The sequence below is a fragment of the Streptomyces sp. GQ60 genome, assembly GCF_059758875.1.
The window spans coordinates 135,913-153,149 of sequence record NZ_JCAXEG010000012.1; the positions used below are offsets into that span (position 1 = coordinate 135,913).

The window sequence follows — 17,237 nt, forward strand, 5'->3', positions numbered from 1 at the left end:
CGTCACCCTTCGGTGAGACCGGTAGTGCTCCGGTGCGACGAGACCAGGTCCTCAGGTACGTACTCGGGCACCGTGCCGAGTAGTGCGTCGATGGCCGCGCGGCCCTTGCCGCCGGCCTCCGGCATAAAGTGGGCGTAGTGGTCGAGGGTGATGGTCGGACTTGAGTGACCGAGCCACCGCGCGAGCGTGACGATGGACTCGCCCGCTTCGAGCAGGACCGAGGCGTAAGTGTGCCGGAGCACGTGGAAGCCGTCCTTACGCGAAGCCTTCCACCGCGCACCCTTCTCCCGTACTGGAATGACTCCGGCCGCGGCGAGGGCCGGTTTCCAGGCCTCGTCGTTGAAGATGTTGGCGCGGATGGCGTTGCCGTACGTCGTCGTGAGGACGAGCGGGAAGCTCTGCTTCTCCCGGTCGGGCTCCGGTCCGCCCCAGGGGAGCTCGACGTCGACCGCCGGATGGTCGAGGAAGTACGCGGCCAGTTCCGTGGCCACCGAACGGGGCATGTCGACGATGCGCGTCTTGCCACCCTTGGGCAGGGCGAAGTAGAGGCGCCCTGAGAGGAGTTGCACCTGTCTGCGCACTCGGATGACGCCGCGTTCGAAGTCGATGTCCCTCGGCGACAGCCCGAACACCTCGCCCTGGCGCAGCCCACACCCCAGCGCGACGACGACCGCGATCCGGTAGCGAGGATTGATCTCGTCCCGCACCCTCTGCGCCGTTGCCAGCGGCCATGCGTCACGATCCTCGTCGGGTGCCTTCGGCCAACGCACCGTCTTGGCCCGCATCGGGTTGCGGACCAGGCGCTTGTCGTCGATCGCGGTCTCGAAGATGTTCGACAGCGAGGTGAGGATCTGTCGGGCGTACCGCGGAGAGCACTCGCCTTCGAGCGTGGCTATGTAGCCGCGCAGGACGGTCGCCGACACGTCGCGCAGCGCCACCGCACCGAGGTGCGGAAGGATGTGGAGTCGTACACGCTCGTCAACTCGTTTGACCGTGCCCGGCGCGCCGCGAACGCCGGCGCGCCAGTGGCGCGTGACGAAGTCCGTCAAGGTGATGGAGCCGTCGCGCGGGTCGACGAACTCGCCTCGTTCGCTGTCGGTGCCGGACCGCCGGAGCCACCCCTTGGCGTCCTCCAGCACGTCGAACGACATGTCCCGGACGCCCGGGATTCCAGCGACTCGGTACCGAGACCCCTTGCCGTAACGGGTCGTACGCTCACGCTTCCCGGTGACGGGATCCTTCTTCTTTTTGATCCAACGGTCTTCGATATAGCCAGCCAAAGAATTCCTCGGGGTAAGGGTTGGACGTAGGGCGGGCGGTAAGGCCGGTTAGATCGGTCAGGCCGTGGCCGCGTACCCGGCGCGGCGCTGCAGGGCGGCATTCACCGGATTCAGGGAAGTGTTACTGCGGGAGTCCGCCTGCTCCTGTTCCCGGATCCACTCGTCAAGCATTTCGATCCGGTACATCACGCGTCCGCTCCGCCCCATCCGAAAACTCGGCGGACCTTGGCGACGGTGCCGCCACACGTAAAGGGTGGCGGGCGACAGCCCCAGGTATTCGGCGGCTTCACGCACGTTCAGAAAACCCCTGCCTAGCGGCGACACACGGGGAGACATGCGGACATTCGCCAGCAATTCACTGTCACAAGCAACACTTCGCACGTATCGAAACTTTCGGGGTCTTCCGTCGACAACCTGTGGCGACGGACATCGGGCATGACGAGTCCGCCCCCGCTTGCTGTCAGGCAGGTGGAGCGGACTACTTCAATGGTCTGGAGAATCCCCGGTTTGGCTGACCGGGGATCGTCGGGTATAAGCCGGGGCGGCGTCACAGCGCACCCACCCCGGACCCCTACGTCGCGGGCTGGAGCAAGGCGAGTGGGGAGACACCGAGGGCGGCCGCAATGGCTACGAGGTCATCCACGTCGCAGCGCCGGCGGGTGCGTTCGATGCGGGACAGCATGGTGTTGGTCATGGGGTGGCCGAGCTCGGTGACACGGGCAGCGAGCTCGCGCTGGGCGAACCCGCGCGAGGTGCGCAGGCGCTCGATGGCACCGGCGGTCCGTTCTCCGGCGGGACCGATTTCCGTAGCTCTTCGGGGCATGGGTCTGTTGTAGCTCGGGTTCCCGGGTTCTCGTAATCACGGAAGCCCAGACATGGGACTTTGGGGCCCGTTTCACGGAGAACGAACTGCCGATTCCCGCATAGGCTGCCATTGCGGAGCTACGACCCATCTCGGACCACAGAGGTGTGCACAGCATCAGCGGCTCCGGGCGGCGGAAACATAGATCGCCTCGCCTACTCCGGTCAATGGCTTTCGGGGTGCGATCTTCGCCGCTCTTCCCATGCCGTCGACTTTTTGGTCAACCGGGGATTCGCACTTACTGTGAAGACGTTCGCGATCAGCGATGCGATCTGACACTTTTCGAGTGCGGATTCGCTGGACTTGCGCGGGCTGGGTATGGCTGTCTTGGCTAAGCACCCCCGACAAAGGAATCGGCTCCCGGCGTTGTAGCGCCGAGAGCCGATGGGAGTCCCTTGTCCAAACCGCCCACTCCTGAACGGATCTGAGGAACGTCTATGCCCAACAGTACGGCCGAAGCAGCCGTCCGCACACCCGCGCCCACCCCGGCGTCGCCGTCCCAGCAGCAGACGAAGGCGGGGCGATAGGCATGGCACGCATCCGCACCATCAAGCCGGAAGCCTTCAGCTCCGAATCGCTGGCCGCCGTCAGCATCACCGCCGAGCGGACGTTCTTCGGCCTGCTCACCCAGGCCGACGACCACGGCCGGTTCCGTGACCAGTCCGCCGTCATCGCGGGCCTCTTGTGGTCCCTGCGCCCCGAACACGGCCCGATCGAGGTGGAAGACGACCTCACCCAGCTCGCCGGCAATGAACTCATCTGCCGGTACGAGGGCGAGGAAGACGGCAAGCGGTACCTGCACATCGTGACCTTCTCCAAGCACCAGAAGGTCAACCGCCCCAGCGGTGTCCGGCACCCGAACTGCCCCTACCACGACGGCGGCCGGGTACCCCTGACTTCACGGCTGGCGCAGGGAGGGCTCCGTGAGCCGTCCGTGCACCATCAGGCACCCGCCCCGGAGCCCGCACCCGCACCTCATGCCACGTCACCGATCCCCGTATCCGCAGGTCAGGGCGGATTCAGTGAGCCCTCCGTGCAGCATCAGGGGGAGGTGCGGGAGCCTGCGCCGAGCCCTCACGGTCCGGATCTAGGACCTAGGATCATGGATCTAGGATCTCCGTTGGGAGGTGCGAGCGCCCCCGCCACACCCCAGACCGCAACGGCCCAGCAACTGGTCGCCGAGTACGCCGCCGCGTGCGGGAAGCGCCCTCCGGAGAAAGTCCTGGGCCACGTCGGCCGGGAAATCAGCAAGCTGCTGCACGAAGGCATCGACCCGGACCACATCCGAGCCGGAGTCGACCGCATGCGCCTGAAGAGCCTCTACCCGAGTCTGCTGCCCAGCCTGGTCAACGAGGCCATGAACCCGCCCCAGGCCACTGCTGGCGCCCGCAGGGCCCCTCAGCCGTACACCAACCCCGTTGACGCCGAAGCCGCTTACGGAGGCCAGCTGTGACCACCGCGACCCGCGAACCCCAGCGTGCTGGCGCCCTGGCAGCCCGTCTCCAGGCCATCCTCGCTGCCAAGGGCATCGACCCCGACACCGCACCCGCCGGGCCCACGGTGGAGCCGGTGACCGCCCTGGAACTCGCCGACCGCCGCATCCCGCCCCGCTACCGCGAGGCACTCGCCACCCAACCCGAAGTCCTGGGCTGGGTGGAGGCGGTCACCGGCGCCGGGCGGAACGGGCCGGCCGGTACCCGGGGCATCGCCTACGGCCCCTCGCTGCTGATCGCCGGAACCACCGGCATCGGCAAGACACATCAGGCCTACGGAGCCGTCCGCTCGCTGCTGGCCGCCGGAGTACGCCTGCGCTGGCAGGCGGTCACCTCCGCCGACCTCTACGCCCAGCTCCGGCCCCGGCCCAACCACGACCCCGAGCGGGAGATCCAAGAGCTCGGCCGGTGCCCGCTGCTGATCCTGGACGACCTCGGCGCGGCCAAGCAGTCCGAGTGGACCGAGGAGCTGACGTACCGGCTGATCAACCGCCGCTACACCGAGATGCTCCCGACCCTGATCACCACCAACCTGCCGATCGCGGAACTCCGCAACGCAGTCGGGGACCGCGTCGCCTCCCGTCTGGCAGAGATGACCACCCGCGTCATCCTCACCGGCCCAGACCGCCGACGCGCCCAGCCGTCAGGCTCCTGACCACCACGGTCCCCAACCAGGTCGGTCCCCATCATCGTGGGGGACCGAACCACTGGCCCGAGCCGTTCGGGGACCGTCCCCATCCAGGTCCCGGTCCCGTCCCCATCCCCAACCCGGTCCCGGTCCCGGTCCCCAAACTGACCCCGGTCCCGCCTGACAGCGCCCTCCCCCAGGAGGGGACCGACAGCAGTCGATTGGGGACCGTCCCCTGATTGCGCTGCGCGCGCCGGCCACCACGGGGACCGGTCCCCAACTCTGTTTCCGCAGGTCACCCCCGCCTGACGTCCCCCGACTCAGTGGGGACCGTCCCCACGGTCCCCACCATCCGGGACCACCCTGCGGCGGTTCGGGGACCGTCAGGTCACCACGTCGGGGACCGTCCCCACCCATGACTACGGGTACCGAGACGGGACCGGTCCCCCACGCCCCTGCCGCCGGGGACCGAGCGCCTCCCCGAAACGGGGGCCGTCCCCGCCCGGTCCCCCGGACAGCACCGCCAGCGTCTCGCGTCACCAGCGAGCGGTCCCCAACCGGTCGACCCCGCCCAACAGCCCCCTTCACACGATCAGCCTCTACCTCTTCAAGGACACGCATGCACAACCCACCGCACGACCGTCCCAGCCACGACGAGCACGTGCCCTCGCTTCCAGCCTCAGGAGGAGCAAGTTGTACCCAGAGCATTGCTCCCGTCGGGAGCAATGCTCTGGGCTCCCCCGCCCCAGGGGTGGCGGGCGCGGTCCGGCACCAGGGGGTGCCGGCCCTTCGGGATGCTGCCGAGGCCGGACCGCACCACAAATCGGAGGGACAGCACACCTGCCACACCCCCCGCTGCACGCACACCGCCCCTACGACATCGCACGTGCGCCAGCGTGAGCGCCTGCTCGCCGAGAAGAAGCGCATGCACCAGCCCAGTTGCCGCATGAACGACGACGAATTCCAGCTCCTCACCCACGCCGCGGCTGCCTGCCGCATGAGCACCGCCGGCTTCCTCGCCCACTCTGCCCTGAAGGCCGCACGCGACCTCGAACACACCGAAGCCGAGATCGCCACCCACCGAGAGATGGTCAGAGAGCTGTTCGCGCTGCGCCGGGCCCTCGGCCAGATCGGCCACAACCTCAACCAGGTCACCACCGTCCTGAACTCCGGCGCCGACGCCCCGCACGCCAAGGCGGTCCTCGACGCCGTCCAACGGACCGCCGAGCGCGTGGACGACTTCACCCAGCGCTACGTCGAGACGGAGACCCCCGCCGGATGATCCCCCGCATCCACAAGATGGGCACCCGCACCATCGGCCTGATCCGCTACCTCTACGGCCCCGGCACCCACGAGGAACACACCGACCCGCACCTCGTGGCGGCCTGGGACAGCCTCGTCCCCGACCCCGGACGCAACCCGAAAGCCATCTACGCAGACCTGCAAAGGCTCCTCGACCAGCCCGTCGAAGCGCTGCCCAAGTCACGGCGCCCCACCGAGCACGTGTGGCACCTGTCCGTACGTGCCGCGCCCGAGGACCCGGTCCTCACCGACGAGCAGTGGGGTGACATCGCCCGCCGCATGGTCGCCGCCACCGGCATGGCCCCCGAGGGCGACACCGCCGCCTGCCGCTGGGCAGCCATCCGCCACGCCGACGACCACATCCACATCATCGCCACCACCGTCCGCGAGGACGGCCGCCGGCCCCGCCGCCACAACGAAGCCAAGCGCTCCCAGGCCGAAGCCCGTCTCATCGAGGCCGACTACGGCCTGCGCCGCCTCAACACCGGTGACGGAACCGCAGCCCAGCGCCCCACCAGCGCCGAACACCACAAAGCCGACCGCCACCAGCGGGAACGCACCCCGAGGGAGGAACTGCGCGAGAGCGTCCGACGCGCGGCGGCCGGTGCCCGGAGCGAGGAGGAGTTCTTCGACCGTCTCACCCATGCCGGTCTCCTCGTAAAGCGGCGCGTGGCACCGTCCAGGGACCTCCTCGGCTACACCGTGGCCCTTCCCGACGACCGCAACAAGCACGGCGAGCCCGTCTTCTACTCGGGATCCAAGCTCGCCCCCGACCTCTCCCTGCCCCGCATCCGCGAACGCTGGACCCAACCGGCAGAACCCTCCTCGGACGAGGGCGTCTCACCGGAGCAGCCCGTTCTCCCACCGGTGACCGGCTCGGCGTACGCCCGCCGCCGCGCCACCACGGCGACCTGGCAGGCACTGCTGCTCATCAATCACGGCGACGACGGCACGGCAGCAGCCCAGATCGCCGCTGTCGGCGAGGTCCTCGACGCGCTCGCCGACACCTCTGCCACCCACACCCGACGAGAACTCCGTGATGCAGCCTTCGCGTTCGAGCGGGCCTCGCGTTCCCACGTCCGCGCCGTACGCGGGCACGACCACGCCCTGCGCCAGGCCGCGCACGACCTCGTCCACAGCGGACCGGCCCTCGGTCGCGGAGAGGACGGCGCCACCACCGCCATGCTCATCGACACCGCGTTCTTCCTCGTCACCGCGGCGGCGAAGTGGCACGCCAAGAAGCACCACGCCCAGCAAGCCGAAGCCGCCCATCAAGCTGCCGAACACCTGCGCGCCGCCTACGAGATCGCGGCCGCCCAGCCGATGTCCGTGCTCCACCAGCGAGGCCGCTCCCTGCCACTGCAGCGACGACAGGCAGCCGTCCTACGCCAGGCGCTGCCCGAGATTGCCGAACAAGTTCTGGCCGAGCCGGGCTGGCCCGCCCTGGCGGCCACCCTCGCCGATACCCAGGCCGCAGGCCACAACCCGGCCCACCTCCTCTCAGAAGCCACGCAGCACCGGGAGCTGGACAGCGCCACCTCCGTCAGCGACGTCCTCGTCTGGCGTCTCCGCCGTCTCGCGCACCTGCCTGCCGATCCCGCAGGCGTGGTGACCACACAACCCGCTCCGAAGGCCGCGAACAACGCCTCCCGCCGCCGCTGACGCCCGGACGTGGCCGTCCCTACATAGCCGACGATCCCCGGTCAGCCAAACCGGGGTTTCTCCGGAGCATTAAAAACATCACCACCGGCCCCATCCCGTAAGGAACCCCCGCATGCCCGAAACCGAACTGCGCATCGAAATCATCGCCCTGCTGTTGGACGCGGACTTCAAGCTCCGACCCGACACCAACACCTGGTCCCACAGTGACGGGCGCCCCTTCACACGGGCCGAACAGTCCACCGCCTTCCAGGCCACGCACGCCGAGCTCGAAGCCACAGCAGCACTGAGCGCCCGCAACGCCGCGGCCGTCCTCGAACGGGGCAACGCCGTGGAGGCCCTCACCGAGCTCATGCTCTCGTACTTCGCCCGGCACCCCGAAGCCCGCATGGTCATGGACGTACTCCCGCACATGACCGAGGAAGACCGCGCCGAGTACGAGCGCCTGTGCGCCATAGCCGCTCCGGACGGCGGCATATACCTCCCCTACGAGGACTGACAGGCCCCAGCACAGCACCCTGCGCCCGGTGGCGGGTACCTCCTGGCCACCGGGCGGCGGTATTCCTCATGTGGAAGTCCGCCAGGCCCTACCCGCTGGCAGTCGTAGATCAGTGGCGTGCGTCGCCTGCCGCGATCAACGGAGCAAGGAGGTCTACGGCTTCCTCCCAGCGGAAGCGGTCGGCGCCGCCGCCAGACTTCGGGCGGTGCGGCTCGTAGCTGCCGACCAGAACACCCATCTCGCGCAGCTCTGCGAGGCTCCGCCGGTAGGCGCGGTGGGCGGCGAGCGCGGTGTTCACGTAGGGCAGGACGACGGTGGGGATGCCCATGCCCGGAGCCTCACAGAGGATGCCGAGGGCGAGGTTGTCCGCGAAGCCGGCCGCCCACTTGTTGACCGTGTTGAAGGTGGCCGGGGCTACGGCGATCGCATCGGCGGGTGGGAAGGACCGTGCGTCCCCGGGCGCGCGCCAGGCGGAGCGGACGGGGTAACCGGTCCGCTCCTCGATCGCGGCGACATCGAGGAAGGGAAGCCCCTGCGGGGTGGCGACGACGCCGACGTCCCAGCTCCTCTCGTGCGCGGCGTCGATCAGCTTCCCGACGTCGCCCGCGATCCCGGCCGCGCAGACGACGACGTACAGGAAGGGCTTGCGCTGCGGCTCGGTCACGCGGGTACTCCCAGTCGGCGGCTGAAGTGGTGGAGCTCTGGCAGCGTACGCCGACGGTCGCGCGCTGCCATGTCGGCGACCAGGTCCCGGACGGCTGGTCGCCGTACGTCCTGGGCCGCGCAGGTCTCCGCGATCCGCAGGGCCTGGTAGCCGTCGGCGAGGCGGCCCTGCTGCGCGTAGGCACGGGCGGCTTCCACCCACAGGGCGGCCCGGCGCTCGGGAACCGGGATGTGGCGGCGCATGAGCGGACGGGCGATGTCGATGGCGACGCCCGCGTCACCGAAGGACACGGCCGCGCTGACCTCGTGGAGGGCCACATTGGTGGGGCTGAAGTTGGCCCAGGCGTCGGGGCGATCCAGGGCGACGTACTTCGCCACCTCCTTGGCCTCGGCCAGGAACTCTGCGGTGGCAGCGCGGTCCCCGGCTCTGCTGGCAGCCGTGACTCCGCGCAGTAGCAGCAACCCGAGCACGGAGAGGTGATGGTGGGGTTGCCGGTCGTAAGCACCGGCGAGTTGTGAGGCCGTGTGCTTGATCAACGTGACGGCCTGGCCGGCGTGCTGTTCGCGTACCAGGACGTGCGCGTGGAGGCGAACGCTGGCGGCGAGGACGAGTGGATCACCTGAGCGTTCGGCCTCGGCCATCGCACGCCCGACGGCGAGCCACGCCGTGCCGGGGTCTCCCTGCTTGAGCAAGAGGCTGGCCGAAGTCTGGTAGGCCGTGGCCAGGAATTGGGGAAGCTCCTCGGCCTGCGGGGAGTCGGCGATGCAGTGGCGGAGATCGGTGATCAGGCCGGGAAGGGTCCGCTCCAGCTCCGCGTAGTCGCACGTGCTCCAGAGGCGCCGGATGGCCGTTGCCCGGTTTCGTAGTTCCCCGGACTCCGCCGCTTCCGTCGTCGGAGCCGTCGGCATCCCGGGCAGGAGTGCCTGGACGAGCGCCGGGTGCGCAGCCGTCGGCGCGACCGAGGCTGTGAGCGCGGTGACGCTGGCGGCAAGGAAGGTACGGCGGCGCAGCATTTCCTCTGTCTCCGGATCGTGGGGATCGGCTTCCGGGGCGGCCTCCGCCAGACCGAGTCTGGCCGGGGGAATGCGCAGGATGCGGGCGACGTCGCGCAGAACCCGGATGTCGTCCGTTCCGCGTCCGCCCTCCAGTCGGCTGATCTTCGACTGGTGGTATCCCAGCTCGCTGGCCACGTCCGCTTGCGAGCGGCCCTGTAAGACCCGAGCCCGGCGGATCAGTTCACCGATCCGGTGCACCTCGCCCTGCGTGTCGACCATCTCCGCCACGGCCCCTTCTGCCGAGACCGATCCTGCCTGCTCAACCGAGCCTAACTGCAAGGAACTTGCCCGTCATGCACAACGTGCATGAACGATGCGGGGGCTGCGCGGCACATCGCGCAGCCGTCTCCTGACCCGCTTGCCTGGTGGAACCGCACCCCTCCAGGAGGCTGCTCATGGAAGTGCACGAGGTCACGCTGACCGTCACGAGTACGCCCGAGGGCGCCGCTCGTGCTCGGCACCAGGTGATGAACGAGATCAGAGGCTGGCGCTCGGTCATCGGCACCGACGGCATGTGCGTAGCAGAGGCCGTGGCCGGCGAACTGCTGGCGAACGCCGTTCAGCACACGGGAAACGAAGCTGCCTCCGTAACCGCTCGCCTGCGCGGGAGCCGACTGCGCTTCGAGGTCCGCGACCGGAGTTCCGCCCTCCCCCACGCACGCCCACCCCGTACGGACGCCGAGGACGGCCGCGGGCTGCTGATCATCGACGCCCTCGCCGACCGGCACGGCGTCGACCACAGCGCCGGCGGCAAGTCCTGCTGGGCCGAACTCGATCTGTCCGTACCCACCTCTGTCACGCCCTCCATCACGCAACCTCCCCTGCAAAGGAGTTGAACGCATGGCACCCCATCGAGCTCTTGCGCCGAGCGCGGAGGTCATCGCCGTACGTCCGGGGAGGCCCCTCTCCGGTTCGGTCACCGTCGACGGCTCCAAGAACGCCGCCCTGCCGCTGCTGGCCGCCGCAGCAGCCGTGCGCCGGACCGTCCAGCTGGAGAACGTCCCCGCCAGCGCCGACGTCCACTGGATGCTCACCTTGATCCAAGGGGCGGGCTGGCACATCGCCCGGGCCGTTGGACGACCCGACAGCGTGGTGATCATGCCCCCTGACGCCGTACCCACGGAACTCGACCTGGCCCCGGCCGCACGGATCCGCGCGTCGTACTACCTGGTGCCCGCACTCCTTGCCCTACAGGGGAACGCCCGGCTGCCCTGGCCCGGGGGATGCCGGATCGGGGAGCGCGGCATAGACCTGCACTTCAAGGTGTACGAGGCCTTCGGTGACCGCATAACCGTCCATGACGAGGGCTATGACGTCGAGACCGGTCGACCCGCTAGCGGGACCGTCTCCCACGCGCTCCCGTTCCGGTCGCGCGGTGCGACGATCGCCGCCGTCCTGCGGGCGGTCGTCGCCGGCCGCGCGCTGCGCCTCGGTCGGCCGAACCTGTCGCCTGAAGTCCTCACCGTGCTGGACGCCCTGCGCTCGGCGGGATGGGAGACCCGAGTCGGCGAACAGGTCCTGGACCTGAGCCCGGCAGCGGCATCACCGGCCGAGATGCCGGCTTGGCGCGTTCCGGGCGACAAGATCGAGGCAGGCACCCTGGCCTGCGCCGTCGCCGCCACCGGTGGGACCGCGCGCATCGAGGGCGTCCAAGGTCGGGATGTCGTGCCGTTGCAGGCAGCCCTGCAGCGGCTGGGCATCCCCACCGCGGTACGTGAGGACGTCCTCGTGGTCGACGGGAGCGCCGCCCGGGCGACGGGCCGTCCCCTTCGCGCCATCGCCACACTCGCCACCGGCGGCTTGGACGCCGACTTCGAACCTCCGCTGATGGCACTGGCTCTCGGCCAGCCCGGCACACACCTGTTCGCCGACTCCATCAACCCCGGCCGCCACGGGAACCTGCTGCCCCAGCTGGCCCGACTCGGCGCGAACATCGAGGAGATCTCCCCCACCGAATGCCGGCTGACCGGCCCCCAACGCCTCACCGGAGCCGGGGTCGAGGCCACCGACATCCGCACCGGCTCCGCGCTCATGGTCGCAGCGCTGACCGCGCGCGGAATCACCACCCTCGGCGGAGTCGACCAGCTCCGCCGTGGCCACGCCGACCTGCCCGGCAAGCTCCTCCACCTCGGCGCCGACATCTGCGAGGTCGCGCCATGACCACGGCCCGTTCCCTACGGCAGATCATGGCCACCACCGACGTCCACTCCGCCCTCGGCGCCGACGGCCCGCTGCTCGGGCACCTCCACCAGGCACGCACGGACAGCCTGCTGGTGGACTGCGGCGACTTCTTCGAGGGCACCGGGTTCTATCGCCTCGGCGGTGGCGGGCTCGAACGGGACATCCTGCTCGCCCTGTACGACGTCGTCGCTCCCGGGAACCACGGCTGGCCGCACTACTTCGAGCCCGCCCTCCACCAGCGGACCGTATGCGCGAACGTCGTCGAGGACTCCACCGGCAACGCGCTCTTCCGGCGTCTGCGCATCGTGGACATCGCGGGCCGAAGGACGGCCGTCACGGCCGTGATCGGCCAGCAGGCATTCAAGTCGATCCCGGTCGGGCAGCGGTCCGGCCACCGCGTCACCGATCCAGTCCACGCCCTGCGCGAGCTGATGCTCGCGCACCACCACGAGGTCGACTCCTGGGTCCTCCTCAGCCACTCCGGCTTCGAGCAGGACCTCCAGCTCGCCGAGGCGTGCCCCTTCCTCGACGTGGTCTTCGCCGGCCACTGCCACAGCGAACACACCGGACCCGAACGGGTCGGCAGCACCCTCGTGCTCAAGGGGCAGGAACTCGCCGTCGGCTACGCAGTCGCCGAACGCTCCCTCGAAGGCTGGGTAGGACGGACCGCCCGTTTCCCTGACACCTCGGGATCCGTCCTGCCAACCGAGCTGGCCTCCGTCCGTGAACAGATCGCCTCCATCGACGCACAGCTGGCCGAGCCGCTGGGACGTCTCGTCGCGCCCTATCGGAACAAGCCGCTCGACCGCCACGCCCTGCTCCGAGAACTGGCCGACCGGCTGCGCAGCGGACTGGGTAGCGAGGCCGTCGTCCTCAACGAGACCGCCGTGCGCACGACGCTGCTCGGCGAAGTCCTCACCGCCGGAGATCTGCTGGCCATCGAGCCGTTCGACAACAGCCTGGTCGAGGCCCAGGTCGCGCCGGCCTTCCGTAGCGACCCCTCTGCACTGCTGACTCACCTCACCGAGCTGGCGGGACCCCTGATCACCTCCCCCGATCCGCTTCCCGCCGGCCTGGCGAGCGTGCTGACCACCGACTACCTCGCCGACACCTGTCTCAGCAGCCGAGCCCAGCCCTCGGGCCTCAGCCTCGGCTCGGCGATCCGGAGCATTCTGACCAACGGAGACGACCAGTGATCCTCACCGGGCCCGAGATCACCTCCGCCTCGAAGGACGGACGGCTGCGCATCTCCCCCTTCACGCCGACCCAGGTCAACCCGAACAGCTACAACGTCCGCCTGGGCGGGACCCTGCTCACCTACACCGACCAGGTGCTCGACACCCACCGCCCGAACCCCACCCGCCGCACAGAGATCGGCGACGACGGCCACGTCCTGCAGCCCGGCGAGCTGTACCTCGGCCACACCTTGGAGGAAGTGGGATCCGACCTCTTCGTCCCCCTGCTCTTCGGCCGTTCCTCCGTCGGCCGACTGGGGCTCTTCGTCGAGATCACCGCACCCATCGGTGACATCGGCTTCCACGGCCAGTGGACGCTGATGCTCACCCCGACCCGCCCTGTGCGCGTCTACGCCGGGATGAAGATCGGGCAGATCATGTTCTTCATCTCCGAGGGCGCCATCGACCTATACGAGGGCAAGTACCAGGCGGCCTCCGGGCCCCAGCCGTCCACGTACTGGCGTGACCTCGACGCCACGACGGCTACCTCGTGATCCTCACCGGCCCGGCCATCGCCGCCGCCCGCGAGGCGGGCCGCATCACCATCGACCCGTACGACCCGGAGCGCCTGTCCCCCAACGCGTACGACTGGCGCCTGGGCAGCACGCTCCGCGTCTGCGAGGGCGACCTCGACGCCGCCAGTCCCACCGCCTTCTCCGAACTCACCCTCCCTGACAACGGCTACGTCCTGGAGCCGAGCCACCTCTACCTCGGACACACCCTGGAGCGGACCGGCTCCGAGACGTACGCCCAGCTCCTCAACGGGGACCGGACCACCGGCTCCCTCGGCATCTGGGTCCACGTCTCCGCGCCGCTCGGACACCAGGGCCACGCGATCCGCTGGACCCTGGAGATCCGAGCCACCCGCCCCGTACGCGTCCGGCCCGGCATGACCTTCGGCAAGCTCGTCTTCCTCCGCACGCACGGCTCCCCGGCCAGCTACCAGCAGCACGGCCTCAAGTACCGCACCAGCGAGGGCATCGAGACGTCCCGCCTCTACGAGGAGAATCCCGGAGGCCGCCGGTGAATCGCATTGTCGCCACCGCTCTCGACCTGCCGTTCCCCAGCCCCGGCGGAAGCGTCGAACTCTTCCTCGACCTCTACGCCGGCACCCAGCCCGCCATCCCCGCCCACGCCTTCATGCTTGCCCCCGACGGCCCCCGACCCCGCACCCCGGTCGGCATCGACCTGCTGCACGCCTCCGGCAAGTGCCTCGACGGCCACGCCTTCAGCCGGTACGTCACCAACCTGCGCCACGCCATGACGGCCGCCATCGACCCGCGCCAGATCAGCATGCTGCACCTGCACCACCTGGCCTTCGGCGCCACCCCCGCCCTCCTGCGGGCCCTACCCGCCCACCCTCGGATCGCGTTCGTCCACGGCACCGACCTCCTGCACGCCGAGAACCACACCACGCAGCTACGGGTTCTCCGCGAGACCGCCTCCGCTGCCGACGCGATCGTCGTCCCCACCGGCGCCATGGCCGACCGCCTACTCAAGCTCGCCCCCAAGACGGACAGGCGCAAGATCAAGAAGATCCCCTGGGGCATCCCCGACCGCCTCCTGACCAGCCCACCGGCCCGGGCCGCCCGACGTCCCACCAGCCACCTGCGGATCCTCTTCGCAGGCCGCCTCAGCTCCGAGAAGGGCCTCGAACCCCTCCTCCAAGCCGTCGCGGCCACCCGCTCGGTCGAGCTGAGCATCGCGGCCCCGCGCGCCCAGTTCCTCGACCTCGCCCCGGTCATCCGCCAGCTCGGCGTCCACGTCCGCTACCTCGGCTGGTTCCGCCGCCCCCAACTGTGGAAGGCCTTCGCCGACCACGACGTGCTCGCCATGCCCTCCACCACCCTGGAGGCCATGGGCCTCGTCGCCCTCGAAGCCCAGGCCTGCGGACTCCCCGTCCTCTACCAACCCGTTCCCGGACTCAGCGAAGCCCTCTCCGGCACCGGCCTGGCCACCGACTTCACCAACCCAACCACCGCCGCCCACGACCTCCACCGCCTGCGCACCACCCCCGGCCTCCTGGAGATGCTCCGGGCATCCGGCCGCACTAACGCCGCCCGCTTCCCCCTCAGCGCCACCGCCACGGCCATCACCGACCTCGGTCGGCGGCTCGCCTGACACCACCCGTGGCGCAGTCGGCACCGCGCGGCCCGCGTCACTAACCTGGCCAGCGGACCACCCGCGGCCCACGACGATCGGGAGACCATGACCCACACCACCGACCGGATCGAAGACCTCCTCCAAACCGGCGTACGCGACGAGGTCTACCCCGGCGCGGTGTGGGCGGTCGGGAACGCCGACGGCATCGAGGCCAGCGGAGCCGTCGGCCTCCTGGACCCCGACCACCCGGACGAGCCGATGCGGCTGGACACCGTCTTCGACGTGGCCAGCCTCACCAAGATCCTCGCCGTCTGGTCCACGATCGGCACCCTGATCGAAGAGGGGAAACTCCAGCTCCACACACCCCTCGGCACCTTCTGGGACGAGGTCGCAGGCCATCCCCTCGCCCAGGCCACGGCCCACCACCTGCTCACCCACACCGCCGGCCTGCCGCTGCGCGCCAACCTGAAGAACCTCTACGGCACCGACCCCCAGGACATCCGCGACGGCGTCCTCCACGAGGCCCTCTACCGCCCGCCCGGCGAAGCCGTCGAGTACACCGACCGAGCCGCCCTCGTCCTGGGCTACCTCGCCGAACACCTCTCGGGCCAGCCCCTGGACCAGTTCGCCACCGACCGCGTCTGGCACCCCCTGGGCATGACGCAGACCCGCTTCGGCCCCCTCCCCGATGCCGAAGCGGCCCGCTGCGCCCCCACCGAGTACGACGAGACCACCGGCACCCATCTCAAGGGCACCGCCCACGACTTCTCCGCCCGCCTCCTCGACGGCGCCTGCGGCATCGCCGGAACCTTCTCGGTCCTCGACGACCTCACCCGCTTCCTCCGCCACATGCTCATCCCCACCCACACAGCCTTCGGCCCAGCCTGGATCAAGGGATCCCTCCGCATCGAAACTGGCGACCTAACCCCCGCCCGCGGCCTCTTCTGGCACCCCGCCCCCTGCACCCCGACCGAGGACCTCTGGGTCCACTACGGCTTCACCGGCACGGGTATGTGGATCAGCCCAGCCCAGGACCGCTGGGCCGTCCTCCTCACGAACAAACTCCGCTACAACCGTGACCGCGAGCCACTCACAAGCATCCGCAACGCCTTCCGGGCGTGCGCCTTCGCGTCAGATCAGCCCAACACACCCAACGATTAGGACACAGGCAGCGCTCGCCAGCTACCAACGCCTGGCCCTTCCTCGGCGCCCAACACGAGCCGAAGAGAGGAGAGAGCGCACGAACACGATGGCATCTCCATGGAGGATTCCACTCAGGACTGCCGAATAGTACGGTTACCGTCATGGCGAACGAAGCACATTCCATCATTGAGGTGCTACAGGAAGAGCAGCGCAACGCCTTGCGGGCTCATGGCAGTAGGGTGCAGTTCCCCGCGGAGCAGACCATCTTCAGGGAGGGGCAGCCCTCCCGCTCCGTCCTTGTCATCGAGCAGGGGCACGTCAAGGTGACCCAGCGCGCGACCGACGGCACAGAGGTGATCCTCGCCATCCGCGGGCCGGGTGAAGTCATGGGCGACGAAGGTGTCCTCATGGGGGAAGATCGATCCGCCACAGTCACCACCATCACCGATGTGACCGGAATAGATATCGCCGCCAACACGCTGCTGTCCTTCATCGAGGAAGAACACCTCTGGCCAGTGATGTACAAGGCGGCTGTCTGGCGGCGGCGCCAGTCAGACCAGCAGGCCATTCTGGCCCGACTGGGCGTCAAAAGCCGCCTCGCGCGATGGCTGCTCGAACTTGCCGCCGAGTTCGGTGAGCCGGAGGGCAACGACTGCATCCTGTCGGTGCCGATCAGCCAGCACGACCTAGCCAACCGGATCGGAGCATCGCGCGATGCCGTGGCAATCGCTCTGCGACAGCTGCGCGAAGAAGGCCTAGTCAGCACGGGGCGGCGCCGGCTCACGCTCCACAGCCTGGACGGTCTACGGAGATTGACACTGTGAAGCACGTAGACATCCATCCAGGAACATGGAAAATTACACAGAGAAGCATCGGTGTTTGACGGGGAGGACTCTGTGACTCTGCACATCGTGGGTGCGCTCTGTGTCGCCATCGCGATCGTGGGTGGTGGCCTAAAGATCAACGAAGTGGAGGTCCCGCGCCTGTCGCGCCGCCGGATGATCGCGCTCGTCTTCGCCGGACTGTTCTTCATCGGAGTGGGAGTCATGGTCGACCAGACAACCTCCCCGACCGCAGCGACGGCGGCGCCCGGATCTCCCACCCACACCCCGTAAAGGACCCAACCCGTAACG

At 69.3% G+C, this 17,237-nt stretch carries 19 protein-coding genes; 14 read left to right on the forward strand and 5 right to left on the reverse strand.

Annotated elements, in window-relative coordinates:
- Window positions 1–2: 2 nt before the first annotated feature.
- From AC6CKD_RS27035 to AC6CKD_RS27045, 3 genes are all read right to left on the reverse strand, one after another.
- Window positions 3–1,280 carry a tyrosine-type recombinase/integrase gene (locus AC6CKD_RS27035; protein ID WP_384027909.1) on the reverse strand — a complete coding sequence of 426 codons (1,278 nt, stop codon included), beginning with the start codon at window positions 1,278–1,280 and terminating at the stop codon, window positions 3–5.
- A 57-nt stretch (window positions 1,281–1,337) separates the two neighbouring features.
- Window positions 1,338–1,574, reverse strand: a complete 237-nt coding sequence (locus AC6CKD_RS27040; protein WP_498330679.1) for a helix-turn-helix transcriptional regulator — start codon at window positions 1,572–1,574, stop codon at window positions 1,338–1,340.
- 277 nt (window positions 1,575–1,851) lie between these two features.
- A complete protein-coding gene (locus tag AC6CKD_RS27045; protein WP_267040274.1) occupies window positions 1,852–2,103 on the reverse strand; it encodes a helix-turn-helix domain-containing protein in 252 nt (83 codons plus the stop codon).
- A 568-nt stretch (window positions 2,104–2,671) separates the two neighbouring features.
- Between AC6CKD_RS27045 and AC6CKD_RS27050 the strand changes: the two genes are divergently transcribed.
- The 5 genes from AC6CKD_RS27050 to AC6CKD_RS27070 all read left to right on the forward strand — a co-directional run bounded on the left by AC6CKD_RS27050 (window position 2,672) and on the right by AC6CKD_RS27070 (window position 7,723).
- Window positions 2,672–3,595 (forward strand): hypothetical protein, encoded by a 924-nt coding sequence (locus AC6CKD_RS27050; RefSeq protein WP_498330681.1) that lies wholly within the window; start codon window positions 2,672–2,674, stop codon window positions 3,593–3,595.
- Complete coding sequence (locus AC6CKD_RS27055; protein ID WP_498330683.1) at window positions 3,592–4,290, forward strand: ATP-binding protein; 699 nt, start codon at window positions 3,592–3,594, stop codon at window positions 4,288–4,290. The genes AC6CKD_RS27050 and AC6CKD_RS27055 overlap by 4 nt, the downstream gene beginning before the upstream one ends.
- Before the next feature lie 859 nt (window positions 4,291–5,149).
- Window positions 5,150–5,545, forward strand: a complete 396-nt coding sequence (locus AC6CKD_RS27060) for a plasmid mobilization protein (protein WP_498330685.1) — start codon at window positions 5,150–5,152, stop codon at window positions 5,543–5,545.
- Window positions 5,542–7,227, forward strand: coding sequence for a relaxase/mobilization nuclease domain-containing protein (locus AC6CKD_RS27065; RefSeq protein WP_498330687.1), 1,686 nt, complete (start codon window positions 5,542–5,544; stop codon window positions 7,225–7,227). The genes AC6CKD_RS27060 and AC6CKD_RS27065 overlap by 4 nt, the downstream gene beginning before the upstream one ends.
- Before the next feature lie 112 nt (window positions 7,228–7,339).
- The gene (locus AC6CKD_RS27070) at window positions 7,340–7,723 is read left to right on the forward strand and encodes a hypothetical protein (RefSeq protein WP_498330689.1); all 384 of its coding nucleotides are present in this window, start codon (window positions 7,340–7,342) and stop codon (window positions 7,721–7,723) included.
- A 109-nt stretch (window positions 7,724–7,832) separates the two neighbouring features.
- On the opposite strand, the gene AC6CKD_RS27075 is transcribed toward AC6CKD_RS27070, so the two are convergent.
- Entirely contained in the window at window positions 7,833–8,387 is a 555-nt protein-coding gene (locus AC6CKD_RS27075; RefSeq protein WP_498330691.1) for a flavoprotein, read from the reverse strand.
- Window positions 8,384–9,661, reverse strand: a complete 1,278-nt coding sequence (locus AC6CKD_RS27080) for a helix-turn-helix domain-containing protein (RefSeq protein ID WP_498330693.1) — start codon at window positions 9,659–9,661, stop codon at window positions 8,384–8,386. The genes AC6CKD_RS27075 and AC6CKD_RS27080 overlap by 4 nt, the downstream gene beginning before the upstream one ends.
- A 176-nt stretch (window positions 9,662–9,837) precedes the next feature.
- Here AC6CKD_RS27080 and AC6CKD_RS27085 point away from each other — a divergent pair, with 176 nt between their 5' ends.
- From AC6CKD_RS27085 to AC6CKD_RS27125, 9 genes are all read left to right on the forward strand, one after another.
- Window positions 9,838–10,278, forward strand: coding sequence for an ATP-binding protein (locus tag AC6CKD_RS27085; RefSeq protein WP_498330695.1), 441 nt, complete (start codon window positions 9,838–9,840; stop codon window positions 10,276–10,278).
- Between the two features lie 4 nt (window positions 10,279–10,282).
- The gene (locus AC6CKD_RS27090) at window positions 10,283–11,602 is read left to right on the forward strand and encodes a carboxyvinyltransferase (protein WP_498330697.1); all 1,320 of its coding nucleotides are present in this window, start codon (window positions 10,283–10,285) and stop codon (window positions 11,600–11,602) included.
- A complete protein-coding gene (locus AC6CKD_RS27095) occupies window positions 11,599–12,819 on the forward strand; it encodes a bifunctional UDP-sugar hydrolase/5'-nucleotidase (RefSeq protein WP_498330699.1) in 1,221 nt (406 codons plus the stop codon). The genes AC6CKD_RS27090 and AC6CKD_RS27095 overlap by 4 nt, the downstream gene beginning before the upstream one ends.
- Window positions 12,816–13,352: a dCTP deaminase gene (gene dcd / locus AC6CKD_RS27100; protein WP_498330701.1), complete on the forward strand. Its 537-nt coding sequence runs from the start codon at window positions 12,816–12,818 to the stop codon at window positions 13,350–13,352. Before AC6CKD_RS27095 ends, dcd begins: the two co-directional genes overlap by 4 nt.
- On the forward strand, window positions 13,349–13,885 hold the full coding sequence (locus AC6CKD_RS27105) for a dCTP deaminase (RefSeq protein ID WP_498330703.1): 537 nt from the start codon (window positions 13,349–13,351) through the stop codon (window positions 13,883–13,885). Before dcd ends, AC6CKD_RS27105 begins: the two co-directional genes overlap by 4 nt.
- Window positions 13,882–14,979 (forward strand): glycosyltransferase family 4 protein, encoded by a 1,098-nt coding sequence (locus tag AC6CKD_RS27110; RefSeq protein ID WP_498330705.1) that lies wholly within the window; start codon window positions 13,882–13,884, stop codon window positions 14,977–14,979. Before AC6CKD_RS27105 ends, AC6CKD_RS27110 begins: the two co-directional genes overlap by 4 nt.
- An 87-nt stretch (window positions 14,980–15,066) precedes the next feature.
- On the forward strand, window positions 15,067–16,122 hold the full coding sequence (locus AC6CKD_RS27115) for a serine hydrolase domain-containing protein (RefSeq protein WP_498330707.1): 1,056 nt from the start codon (window positions 15,067–15,069) through the stop codon (window positions 16,120–16,122).
- A gap of 143 nt (window positions 16,123–16,265) precedes the next feature.
- Complete coding sequence (locus AC6CKD_RS27120) at window positions 16,266–16,928, forward strand: Crp/Fnr family transcriptional regulator (protein WP_356652635.1); 663 nt, start codon at window positions 16,266–16,268, stop codon at window positions 16,926–16,928.
- 72 nt (window positions 16,929–17,000) lie between these two features.
- Window positions 17,001–17,219, forward strand: a complete 219-nt coding sequence (locus AC6CKD_RS27125) for a hypothetical protein (protein ID WP_453351873.1) — start codon at window positions 17,001–17,003, stop codon at window positions 17,217–17,219.
- Window positions 17,220–17,237: the final 18 nt, after the last annotated feature.

Coding starts and splice junctions, on each gene's coding strand:
- AC6CKD_RS27045 (WP_267040274.1), bottom strand. CDS start 2,103: ATGCCCCGAAGAGCTACGGAAATCGGTCCCGCCGGAGAACGGACCGCC.
- AC6CKD_RS27070 (WP_498330689.1), top strand. CDS start 7,340: ATGCCCGAAACCGAACTGCGCATCGAAATCATCGCCCTGCTGTTGGAC.
- AC6CKD_RS27085 (WP_498330695.1), top strand. CDS start 9,838: ATGGAAGTGCACGAGGTCACGCTGACCGTCACGAGTACGCCCGAGGGC.
- AC6CKD_RS27065 (WP_498330687.1), top strand. CDS start 5,542: ATGATCCCCCGCATCCACAAGATGGGCACCCGCACCATCGGCCTGATC.
- AC6CKD_RS27115 (WP_498330707.1), top strand. CDS start 15,067: ATGACCCACACCACCGACCGGATCGAAGACCTCCTCCAAACCGGCGTA.
- AC6CKD_RS27120 (WP_356652635.1), top strand. CDS start 16,266: ATGGCGAACGAAGCACATTCCATCATTGAGGTGCTACAGGAAGAGCAG.
- AC6CKD_RS27090 (WP_498330697.1), top strand. CDS start 10,283: ATGGCACCCCATCGAGCTCTTGCGCCGAGCGCGGAGGTCATCGCCGTA.
- AC6CKD_RS27080 (WP_498330693.1), bottom strand. CDS start 9,661: ATGGTCGACACGCAGGGCGAGGTGCACCGGATCGGTGAACTGATCCGC.
- AC6CKD_RS27095 (WP_498330699.1), top strand. CDS start 11,599: ATGACCACGGCCCGTTCCCTACGGCAGATCATGGCCACCACCGACGTC.
- AC6CKD_RS27050 (WP_498330681.1), top strand. CDS start 2,672: ATGGCACGCATCCGCACCATCAAGCCGGAAGCCTTCAGCTCCGAATCG.